Below are 11,826 nucleotides of genomic sequence, written 5' to 3'. Positions count from 1 at the left end.
AACCCTTACCTTTTCAGTACAGTATTTATTTCAGCCTTTGCGTTATCAAAAGTACAGCGTTCCAGAGTTTTTCCATTCACGTTGAGCACAGGTCCCTTTTTGCATTGTTTCCCGCAGAAGGTAGCCTTGAATTCAATCGAGTCCTCAAGTTTATTTTCCCTGATGTAATTCATCAGCTCTTTGTAAAGATCCTGAGCGCCGCGCAAGAAACAACTGGTTCCGAAGCAGATTTCCAAAGTAACATCTTTTTTGCCGGTGGAACTTCCAAGCATAAAATCTTCCTGCGTGATTCTCTTGCGGTTTTCAAACGTTGTATGCAATAACTCGTGCGCTTTTTCGTGGTTTAAACTTTCGGCGTAAATTTGCTGTAAGTATGGGTTTTCCGACGAAACATGGAACTGAAGCATTTTATCGTTGTCAAAAAGCCCTTTTGCGCGTTTTGGAACAGCAGTCCTGTCGTCCGTAATCGGCTGACCTCCGCCGTTAACGCATCCGCCGCAACAAGCCATGACTTCCACTAAATCGTAGTGGACTTCGCCTTTGCGGATACGGTCGATTAACTTTCGCGCGTTTGAAAGACCGCTTACAACAGCCAGTTGCAGTTTTTGCCCGCCTACAGCGATTTCTGACGTTTTAATTCCTTCCTCGCCGCGTAACTGTTTAAATTCTTTTGCTGAGCCTTTTTCCAGAGTTTCGCCCGCGAATCTAAGCACAGCTTCGCTTACTCCGCCTGACGAGCCGAAAATAACGGCTCCGCCTGTGGAATAACCAAACGGCAGATCAAAAGAGCCAAGTTCCATTTTGTCAAAATCGACGCCGTTTTCTTTCATCATCTGCGCAAGTTCATTGCTGGTAATTACAAAATCCACGTCGGGGTTTCCGTTCTTTTTAAATTCATCGCGGTTTGCCTCGAATTTTTTCGCTGTACATGGCATTACTGACACTACCACCAAGTTTTCGCGGGTAATGTTTAATTCTTTGCACAGATATTCTTTGCAAAGAGAGCCGAACATCTGCTGAGGGGAGCGGCAGGTAGACAAATTGTTTAAGAAATCGGGATAATACTGCTCCGCGAATTTAACCCACGCGGGACAGCATGAGGTGAACATCGGCAAGTTTTCGCCGCTTTTCTTGCGTTCTAGGAATTCTTTTCCTTCTTCCGTTACGGTGAAATCCGCGCCGAAACAAGTGTCATAAACGCGATCAAAACCCATGCGGCGAAGAGAGGTGATGATTCTTCCCATGTGCAGAGATCCCGGGTCTTTACCGAAGTATTCGCCTAAAGCGACGCGTACCGCCGGGGCAACCTGCACCACTACAGTTTTGGTTTTATCGTTGATAGCGTCCCAAACTCCGCTGATTTGGTGTTTAGGGGTAAGAGCGCCTACGGGACAAACCTTCGCGCACTGACCGCAGCCTACACATTCAATTTCGCCGAGTCCTTTGTTAAAACAGGTTACTACGTGCGCTCTTGCTCCGCGGTATGCGAAACCTAACGCGCCTACAGATTGAATTTCCTCGCACACGCGCACGCAGTCGCCGCAGAGTATACATTTGCCGGGATCGCGCAATATAGCAAGCGAAGAATAATCTATCGGATCCTCATGGGGCATTTTTTTGAACCGCACATGGTTTATGTCCAATTGCTTTGCGATGGCTTGAAGCCTGCAATCACCGCTTTTTGGGCAGGTGGTACAATCTTGATCATGGCTTGCGAGCATCAATTCAATGATCATCTTGCGCAAGTTTCTGACTTGTTTTGTGTTGGTATGTATCACCATGCCGTCGTCTGCTTTTGTGGAGCAGGCGGGAAGTATTCCCTTTCCTTCTACTTCTACCATACACATACGGCACGCGCCATAGACGCTTATTTCCGAATGATAACAGAAAGTAGGAAGTTCAATACCCGCCTTGCGGCAAAGTTCCAGCAAATTGCGTTCCCCTTCTATGGGAACGGTCGCGCTATCAATTACTACAGTTTGATTTTTCATAACTCACCTATCCTTTTACAATGGCTTCGAATTTGCAGTTCTGCTTGCATACGCCGCATTTGATACATTTTTTGGGGTCAATGGTAAACGGCTTCTTTAATTCTCCGGTAATTGCCTGCACCGGACACTTTTTCGCGCAAAGAGAACAACCTTTACATTTGTCGGGAAGAATTTTATAGTCCGCAAGAGCTTCGCAGTTTCCTGTCGGACAGCGTTTGTCAAACACATGGGCGTTATACTCGTCCCTGAAATATTTTAAAGTTGACAATACCGGGTTAGGAGCCGATTTACCAAGCGCGCACAAAGAACCGGTTTGAACCACCTGAGATAATTCTTCAAGCAGGGTAAGAGTATCCGCTGTGGCTTTGCCTTCGATAATGTCGTCTAACAGCAATAGCATCTGGCGCGTACCTTCGCGGCATACTACGCATTTTCCGCAGGATTCGTTCTGCGTAAACTGCATAAAGTATCTTGCTATCTTTACCATACAGTTGCTTTGATTCATTACTACAAGACCGCCTGATCCTACCATTGCTCCGACTCTTTTAAGATTGTCATAATCCAAAGGCATATCAAGATGTTCTTGCGTAAGACAACCGCCGGACGGTCCGCCAATCTGCACCGCTTTAAAATCACAGCCGCAGAGCGAGCCGTCGTCGTTTGTTACGCCGCCGCCAATTTCACCGATAATTTCCCGCAGTGTAGCGCCAAACGGCACTTCGATTAATCCCGTATTTGCCACTTGACCTGTGAGCGCGAAAGTTTTTGTTCCTTTTGCCGTCTCCGTGCCAAGTTTGGCATAAGTATCCGCTCCCATTTGAAGAATGAGCGGAATTGTCGCCAATGTTTCTACGTTATTGACGGCGGTAGGTTTGCCGAATAAACCTTTTTCGGCGGGGAAGGGCGGCTTTATTGTCGGCATACCGCGATGTCCTTCTATAGAAGCGATAAGAGCGGACTCTTCGCCGCAGACAAACGCGCCGGCTCCTTCTTTTATGGCGATATTAAAACTCTTGCCTGTGCCGAAAATATTTTCACCTAAAATACCGGCTTCCTGCGCCTGCTGAATAGCCTCTCTTAATCTTTTTACGGCTAGTGGGTATTCCATGCGGACATAAATGTATCCGAATGTGGCATGTATCGCGTGTGCCGCTATCATCATTCCTTCAAGAACCGAATGAGGGTTTCCTTCCATTACACAGCGATCCATAAATGCGCCAGGGTCTCCTTCGTCGCCGTTACAGATAACGTATTTTATATCACTTTCATGTACACGGGTTAAATCCCATTTGCGTCCTGTGGGGACCCCCGCGCCGCCGCGTCCTCAAAGACCGGAAGCTAAAATCATACCAAAATTTTCTTTGTCCCCCATTTGCTTTTCCGTTTTCCGCGCCACAAAATAACCGCCGTGATAAATATATTCGTCCAAATTCTTTACATCGATATTTCCGCACAATCCAAGCGTTAACCTGTGTTGACGCGAGTAAAAGGGAATTTTATTCATGTCTCTTACAGGCGCGCCGTGGTCGGGGCTGGTGTAGAGCAGGCGGTCGATATACTCGCCGTTTATTAAAGTTTTTTCTACGATTTCAGCCACATCGTCCGGGGAAACCTTAACATAAAGAATGCCTTTTGGTTTTAGCGTTACAAGCGGTCCCATCTGGCAGAAACCCTGACAACCGCTTTGCGCGATTGAATAATCTCCCTGCTCTGATTCCAACTCCACGGGGATTTTCAAATTCCGCTTTGCCAACTCTTCGCAGAAATGCTCGTAAATTTTCAATGAGCCGCCGGCTACGCAGCCTGTTCCCGCACAAATAACAATACGCGGTTTTTTAAACGCTACGGATTTTTCGAACCGTTCTTTTCTTTGTTCTAATGTTATATTTTCAGGCATTTACGGTTTCCTCCTTTTTAATTTTGTCAATAAGCTCTTTTGTTTTGTCCTTATTCATCGAGCCGTGTACTTCTTCGTTGATTACGACTACCGGCGCGATACCGCACGCTCCAAGGCATGCCACTGTTTCCAGAGTAAAAAGCATGTCAGGTGTAGTTTTTTTAATCTTGTTCAGTCCAAGCTCTTTTTCCAGATAATCAATAATTTCCGACGATTTTTTAACATGGCAGGCAGTTCCGTCGCACACCCTGATAATGTATTTGCCTTTTGGATCCAGCGTGAAGTGCGAATAAAAGGTTGCGACGCCGAATACAGTGCCGGGTGAAATTCCCAAAGCCGTGGCGACATAAGTCATTATGTCTTCCGGCAGATAGGAATACGCATCCTGAATTTCCTGTAAGATCGCGATTAGGTTGCTTGGATTGCGTTCGTGGCGATCCAGAATGTCGCAGACCATCTCAAATTTTGTTCCGAATTCATTTTTCATACAAAATTAACTCCTTTCTCCATAATATGCCTTTCGGTAAATTTCCTCTAAATCTTTTATTAACGGGTATCTGGGATTAGCCGTGGTACATTGATCTTCAAACGCGTTTTCAGCTAATACCGGAAGCTTACTGAAAAATTCTTTTTCATCAATGCCGCAGTCTTTTATACTTGTGGGAACATTCAATGTTTCCATTAACTTCCAAATTGAATTGATCAAAGCGGCAATTTCCTCTTCTTGTGAACCGCCACCTAAACGCAGTTGATTTGCTATTTGCGCATAACGATAATCGGCTTTATACTCGCTGTATTTTGGGAAGATTGGGAATTTTTCAGGCTTTTGCGCGTTGTAGGCGATTACATGGGGCAGTAACACGGCATTTGCCCTTCCGTGCGGAATATGGAACTCGCCGCCAAGTTTGTGCGCAAGCGAATGGTTAATGCCCAAGAAAGCATTGGTAAACGCCATGCCAGCGATACAAGAAGCGTTATGCATTTTTTCCCTTGCTACTTCGTCCTTTTCATCGGCATAACTGCGCGGAAGGTATTTAAAAACCAATGCGCAGGCTTTTAACGCAAGCCCGCTTGTAAAATCGGAGGCAAGCACAGATACATACGCCTCTATGCCGTGGGTAAGTACGTCCATGCCCGTATCAGCTACAATGGATTTCGGCATGGTTGAAACAAACTGCGGGTCGATTATTGCTACATCGGGAGTCAACTCATAATCGGCGAGCGGGTATTTAATGTTGCCATGTTCTTTGTCTGTGATAACCGAGAAAGATGTTACTTCACTGCCAGTGCCGGAAGTTGTCGGGACGGCGACCATCTGCGCTTTTTTACCCAGATTTGGAAAATGAAACGCGCGTTTGCGAATGTCAAGAAATCTTAAACGAAGACCGTCAAAGTCCGTATCGGGATTTTCGTAGAATAGCCACATACCTTTTGCAGCGTCAATAGCGGAGCCGCCGCCAATACCGATAATCACGTCAGGAGCGAATGAGTTCATGGCTCTTACGCCTCTGTGAATTGTTTCAACTGACGGATCCGGTTCTACATCGGCAAATACTTCGCAATGCACTCTGTCGCTTCGTTTTCGCAAAAAGTAAAGAGCTTTGTCTACATAACCCAATTTAACCATGACGGGATCGGTAACTATAAACGCGCGTTTAATGTTCGGCATTTTTTCCAAATATTGAATCGACCCTTTTTCAAAATAAATACGAGGCGGTATTTTAAACCATTGCATATTATTCCTCCTTTGGGCGATTCGTTTTTTATTAAATAAATTTACGCTGGATACATTTGATGTTGTAGAGTTGCGTCCGAATGAACCGCAACCCAATGTCAAAGAAGGAGTATTAGTATTGTAAATATCTCCGATAGCTCCTTGAGAAGACGGAGAATTAATGATTACGCGCCCAACTTTCATTTCCTGCCCGTAACGTACGCATAGCTCTTTATTGTCGCAGTGAATTACCGCCGAATGTCCCAAACCGCCAAGCTCAAGCATTTTTTTCGCGTAAGTAAAACCCTGTTCTTCGTCCTTAACAACGAAGTATGCCAAAACGGGCATTAATGTCTCTATCGACAACGGATAATTAAACGAAGGCTCAGGCAATTTAGCAAGCAGAATTTTTGTTTGCGGCGGAACCTTCACCCCTGATTGTTCCGCTATCCAATCGGCACTCTGTCCTACGGCGGCGGGATTGGAACTCGGTCTTTCTCCTTTTTTAATTACAAAATCCGTAACTTTTTTTATTTCATTCTCATTAAGGAAGTAACAATTATTTTCGGTCATAATGCGTTCAAACTCTTGAGAAATCTCAGCATCAACAATTACCGCTTGCTCTGAAGCGCATATCATTCCGTGATCAAAAGTTTTTGAAATCATCAGATCTGTGCAAGCGCGAATAACATTAACATTTTTGTTGATATAACAGGGTACGTTACCCGGTCCTACGCCCAACGCCGGTTTTCCGGCGCTGTAAGCGGACTTTACCATGCCCGCGCCGCCTGTCGCAAGAATCAGCGAAACGCCTTGGTGGTTCATAAGATAAGTAGTCGCTTCCATAGAAGGATTTTCTATCCACTGTATGCAATGCTCAGGCGCTCCGTGGTCAATGGCTGCGTCCAGAACAATCCGCGCCGCTTGTATAGAAGATTTTTGCGCGGACGGGTGAAACGCAAAAATTACAGGGTTGCGGGTTTTAGTGCAAATTAACGATTTAAAGAGGGTAGTGGAAGTCGGGTTTGTTACGGGAGTTACGCCTGCAACAATGCCTACAGGCTCTGCTACTTCGATATAGCCTTCAAGATCGTTTTCTTCGACTACGCCGACAGTTTTAAGGTTTTTTATACTATGCCAAATATATTCAGTGGCAAAAATATTTTTTATTACCTTGTCTTCGACAATACCGCGTTTGGTTTCTTCCACGGCAAGTTTGGCTAATGGCATGTGGTTGGCAAGCCCTGCCAACGTCATGGCATGGACAATTTCATCAATTTGTTCTTGGTTCATTTCCATGTACTGCGCCAGAGCTGTTTGAGCTTTGGCAACCAGCGCGTCTACCTCTTCGGCAGGAGAAAGAACTGTACTTTGTTTTTGTTCCATTTTTTTATTCTTTTCTATATTATATATAATTATATTAACTGTAATAAGTATACAAATTTTTGTCAAGTGTAAAAAACGGCAGTTCCAAAGGGTCCTAAAATCGCTGAAAACTTAAAATCCAATGTTTTCTCGTTTGATATAAGCAGTTTTGAGCCGATAAATCGCTGTGGTAGGGGGAATATTTTCCCTTTTGGTGAAAAATTACAAACTACTAGCAATGCCTCATTTTGGTAATTTCTGGTATAAACATACAAATCGGGGTCATCGGGCAGTAACAACTCATAATTGCCAAAAGTGATAATATCGAGTTGTTTGCGCAATTGAATAAGATTTTGATAATATGCGAAAACAGAATCTTTGCGCCGCATCTGTTTTTCGACATTTATTTCGATATAGTTGGGGTTTACCATAATCCACGGTTTCCCAGATGAAAACCCGGCGTTGGCGCTTGTGTTCCATTGCATCGGCGTGCGGGAATTGTCCCTGCTTCTGTTTCGCAAAAAGCGAAGCATATCCTCTTTTGGAATAAGTTTTTTTTGCTCCACAAGTTCGTTGTATGCATTGATACTTTCAAGGTCGCGGTAGTCGCTTATGTCGGCAAAGGGTGCGTTGGTCATGCCGATTTCTTCGCCCTGATAAACATACGGAGTACCTTGTAAAAAGTGCAGATATGTAGCGATCATTTTTGCGGATTTTTCGCGGTACTTTTTGTCGTTTCCAAGCCGCGAAACAACTCGTGGCTGGTCGTGGTTGCTCCAGTACAGGCTGTTCCATGCGCGGTCATACAACCTTGTCTGCCATTGGGAAAACAATGCTTTTAATTCTACCAGATTGATTTTGCGATCATTCCATTTAAAAGTTTCTCCTCCGTCCAATTCTATTTGTTCAAATTGAATCACCATGTCAAGTTCAGTGCCGTCGGCGTTAGCGTATTTTATCGCCTCGTCAATGGTTACTCCGCCTGTTTCGCCTACGGTCATAATGTCATATTTTGATAATACTTCCCGCCTCATCTCCTGCAAAAATTCATGTACGCGCGGACCATTGGGAATAATTTTTCTTATATCGCCGTCAATAAATTCTTTGGGTTTGGAAATAAGACTGATTGCGTCCATGCGAAAGCCGTCAATGCCCTTGTCCAACCACCAGCGCATCATGTCGTAAATGGCGGCTCGCAAAGCCGGGTTTTCCCAGTTTAAGTCGGGCTGATATGGAGAAAAAGTGTTAAGAAAATATTGCCCTGTTGTTTCATCTAATGTCCACGCTGAACCGCCGAACCATGCCTGCCAGTTATTGGGCGGTCTGCCGTCTCTGCCGTCCCGCCAAATATAATAATCTCGTTTGGGGTTTTCTTTGCTGCTGCGGCTTTCCAGAAACCACGGGTGCTGATTGGAAGTGTGGTTAACAACCAAGTCCATTACAATTTTTAAACCAAGATCGTGCGCTTCTTTTAAAAGGCGATCAAAATCCGCCATCGTCCCGAATTCTGGATTGATGGCGGTGTAATCGCTTATGTCGTAGCCGTTGTCGAACATGGGGCTTTTGTAAATCGGAGAAATCCAAATTACATCAGCCCCCAATTTTTTTATGTAGTCAAGTTTAAAAATAATGCCGTTTATATCGCCAATGCCGTCTCCGTTGGAGTCGCAAAAACTGCGCGGGTAAATTTGATATACAACCGATTTCTTCCACCACTGCGACCTCATTGACGGTTATCCTTTAACCGATCCGTCTACCATTCCTTTGATGATGTGTTTTTGTAATATAAGGAAAACGATAACGATTGGCAACATTGTCATTAATGTCGCGGTAAGGATTAAATCCCATTTTTTTACAAATGAGCCGACAAAGCCTGCCACAGCCAATGGCAGAGTACGCACCTCGTTTCCCGAACCGAGTATAAGCAAGGGTAAAAGATAATCATTCCAAATCCACATACCGTTTAATATTATCACAGTAACGGCAATTGGTGTAAGTATCGGAAAGACAATTTTGAAAAAAGTTTCCGGTTTTGTACAGCCGTCAATGGTAGCCGCTTCTTCAAGCTCAAGGGGTACGGATTTTATAAACCCGTGAAATAGGAATATGGAAAGCGATGAACCGAATCCAAGGTATGCGAAAATAATACCCGGATAATTTTGCAGAAGCCTGAATGGAGTTTCAAACAGCCCCAGGTTTACTTCCAGAAAATGAAACCAACTGATAAGCGGGAACATTACAACCTGAAACGGAATTACCATAGCCGCCACAAACACCATAAAAATCGCGCTGGACAATTTTGTTTTGGTGCGGACAAGCACCCATGCCGCCATTGAAGAAATCAGCACAAGAAGACTGACGGAAACCACCGTAATAATCAGCGTGGAAAAGAACGATGACACATAACGGACATTGGGGCTTTCAAGAACTGTTTTAATATTTGTTATAAGCTGGGACGGATTATCCGGAAACGCAAGCGGATCCATAATGATTTTAAGAGACGGCTTTGATGAATTTATAATTACCAATAAGAACGGAAGCATATAAATTATAAATACAATAATAGCGACGGCTTCAAGAATATAAATCTTTTTTGGTTTTTTCAGTAGAGCCACGGCAGATTCAAGAATATTATTTAGCTTTTTCACATCTCTATCTCCCTCTTTTTGTTGGCGCGCACCTGAATCATAGAAATTGCGGCAATTACAATAAAGAAAATAATCGCCTTTGCCTGCCCTTGCGCAAGCTGATTGTAGGCAAACGCCGTCTGGTAAATGTTCAGCGCAAGGAACTCGTTGGTCATGATTGCCTTGCCCATAAACATACCCGAAGGTCCTCCGAATGTAAGCGAATAGTTTACATCGAACTGTTTAAAAGAATTGATAAGAGTCAGGAACATTGAAACCGTAAACGCCGGAGCCACAAGCGGAAATATTATCGCTCTTAATTTTTGAAAATAATTCGCGCCGTCAATTTCCGCCGCTTCCAACAATGAATCGGGAATTCCCTGAATCGACGCCACATATATCATCATGATATAACCGGCATACTGCCATGTGCCGACAATTACAATCGCCAATAACGCCGTATTCTGATCCGCCAAGAACAGATGATCATTCAGCCATGTAAAGCCGATAGACTTACCCAAAGAGGGTATGGCGTTGTTAAAGATGAATTGCCAGATATAACCTAAAATAAGTCCGCCTATCAGATTAGGAAGAAAAAATCCCGCCCGATAAACTCCTTTAAATTTTAAATTATTTGTTACCAAAAGAGCCATGAAGAATGAACAAACGTTAAGCACAATAATATTCATAACCGCGTAAACTACAGTGATAATGAACGCGTGAAGGAATGTAATGTCTGATTTTATCGCAAAGTAATTATCAAGCCCCACCCATTCCACCGCCGTGCCTGTTATCGCGTTCCAATTTGTGAATGAATAATAAATCCCCATGATGAAGGGAACGACAATGACCATACAGAAAGCGAAAACAGCCGGCAGCAAAAACAAAAAGAACAAAGCGCTGTTTCTAGTGCTTATGTCTCTGGATTTTGCTTTAATCATAAAGCCTCCAGTCTATTGCTTTATTGTTTTAATAGCGTCTGTAGCTAATTTTACAAACCCCTGCGGATCAATTTGTCCTGATGCCATCTGGTGGAAAATCGGACCAAGTGTGTTCATGCCAAAGCCGTCGGGCATTTCATTCTGCTGCCACGCGTAAATCTTGCCCTGATTTGACCACTCCTGAACAGCCTTGGAAAGCTGTCCCGCCGGACTTAGTTTACATGACTTAAACGCCGGAACCATTCCCGCCTTGTTGACCATGTAATCTTGACCTTCCTGAGTGCTTGCCATTGCGATAAGGAATTTTTTAGCCGCTTCAGGATTTTTTGATTTTGGGTTTACAAGATACCATGATGGAGCGCCGACAAAAATGCCGTCTGTATTTTCATCGAGAAACGCGTGCGGAACATAGCCCATCTCAAAATTGATGCCCAAGTCTTTAAATGTTGGGTCAGTCCAGTTACCCTGATGAATAAACACTGTTTTTCCTACGGCGTAATCACCTAACTGCTGATCATAGCCGCCTGTAAGAAGGGTGTTTCTGTTAGCGTATTTAAATAACAAATTATAGTATTCGGCGAATTTTGTAAGACGGGCGCTGTCAACCTGACCATTCAGAAGCATATCAATATATTTGCTTGATTGATTGTAGGGAAGCCCGAGTGTAAGGTAGGCGTTAAAGCCGTGAAGCCCCGTTACCCAAGTCATACCGGGACCGGCAACCATTGAAACAACGGCTTCAATGCCAAGCTGACTTTTCTGTGATTCGATTTTTTCAAAAGCGGCTTTAATGGCGGCGACATTTGTCAAAGTTTTGGGGTCTATTCCCGCTTTGGCAAGAAGCGCCTTGTTGTAACCAAGCCCCCAGCCCTCAACGGCGACAGGGAAGCCGATTACTTTGCCGTCAGCGGGATCGATATAAGCGACATCTGTGTCTTTTACCCAAGGTTCGCCTGAAAGATCGCTAAGCCTGCCCGATCTTTTTGCATCTTCGTATCCGGCTTTACCTTCGATAACAAATATTTCAGGCTCCGTGCCTGAATTAAACATTGCCGCAAGATTGGGAGCGTAAGGAGTCTCGCCGCCAAAGCTTTTTATAGTAACTTTTACGCCTGTTTGTTTTTGATATACGGCGGCGTAGCCTTTTAAGGCTTCGTCAATTTCAATTTTGTTGCTTATTACGGTAATTCCATTACCGTCGCCGGAAGCTCCCTTTTTGCACCCTGCTACAAAGAATGTCGTTGCGCATAGCGCAAGACCCAACGCGATGAAAGTAATTTTTTTCATTTTT

9 protein-coding genes and 1 pseudogene are annotated in these 11,826 nt (G+C 44.2%); all 10 read right to left on the bottom strand.

Features of this window, described 5'->3' with window-relative positions; genetic code table 11:
- Positions 1-5: 5 nt before the first annotated feature.
- Positions 6-1,991: a [FeFe] hydrogenase, group A gene (locus ACYVTD_RS01285; RefSeq protein WP_461245966.1), complete on the bottom strand. Its 1,986-nt coding sequence runs from the start codon at positions 1,989-1,991 to the stop codon at positions 6-8.
- Between the two features lie 7 nt (positions 1,992-1,998).
- A complete protein-coding gene (locus ACYVTD_RS01280) occupies positions 1,999-2,478 on the bottom strand; it encodes an indolepyruvate ferredoxin oxidoreductase subunit alpha (RefSeq protein ID WP_461245979.1) in 480 nt (159 codons plus the stop codon).
- 354 nt (positions 2,479-2,832) lie between these two features.
- Positions 2,833-3,303, bottom strand: a pseudogene (locus ACYVTD_RS01275) (NADH-quinone oxidoreductase subunit F); the annotation flags it as partial.
- 12 nt (positions 3,304-3,315) lie between these two features.
- Positions 3,316-3,888, bottom strand: coding sequence for a (2Fe-2S) ferredoxin domain-containing protein (locus ACYVTD_RS01270; RefSeq protein ID WP_461245965.1), 573 nt, complete (start codon positions 3,886-3,888; stop codon positions 3,316-3,318).
- Positions 3,881-4,375, bottom strand: a complete 495-nt coding sequence (locus tag ACYVTD_RS01265; protein ID WP_461245964.1) for an NADH-quinone oxidoreductase subunit NuoE family protein — start codon at positions 4,373-4,375, stop codon at positions 3,881-3,883. Before ACYVTD_RS01265 ends, ACYVTD_RS01270 begins: the two co-directional genes overlap by 8 nt.
- A gap of 6 nt (positions 4,376-4,381) precedes the next feature.
- The gene (gene adhE, locus ACYVTD_RS01260; protein WP_461245963.1) at positions 4,382-6,988 is read right to left on the bottom strand and encodes a bifunctional acetaldehyde-CoA/alcohol dehydrogenase; all 2,607 of its coding nucleotides are present in this window, start codon (positions 6,986-6,988) and stop codon (positions 4,382-4,384) included.
- 62 nt (positions 6,989-7,050) lie between these two features.
- Complete coding sequence (locus ACYVTD_RS01255) at positions 7,051-8,694, bottom strand: glycoside hydrolase family 13 protein (protein WP_461245962.1); 1,644 nt, start codon at positions 8,692-8,694, stop codon at positions 7,051-7,053.
- Positions 8,695-8,700: 6 nt separating this feature from the next.
- Positions 8,701-9,615, bottom strand: coding sequence for a carbohydrate ABC transporter permease (locus ACYVTD_RS01250; RefSeq protein ID WP_461245961.1), 915 nt, complete (start codon positions 9,613-9,615; stop codon positions 8,701-8,703).
- Entirely contained in the window at positions 9,612-10,535 is a 924-nt protein-coding gene (locus ACYVTD_RS01245) for a carbohydrate ABC transporter permease (protein WP_461245960.1), read from the bottom strand. The genes ACYVTD_RS01250 and ACYVTD_RS01245 overlap by 4 nt, the downstream gene beginning before the upstream one ends.
- Before the next feature lie 12 nt (positions 10,536-10,547).
- On the bottom strand, positions 10,548-11,822 hold the full coding sequence (locus tag ACYVTD_RS01240; RefSeq protein ID WP_461245959.1) for an ABC transporter substrate-binding protein: 1,275 nt from the start codon (positions 11,820-11,822) through the stop codon (positions 10,548-10,550).
- Positions 11,823-11,826: the final 4 nt, after the last annotated feature.

Source organism: Treponema sp. R6D11 (genome assembly GCF_054786075.1).
This window is presented reverse-complemented; position numbering and strand designations above follow the sequence as displayed.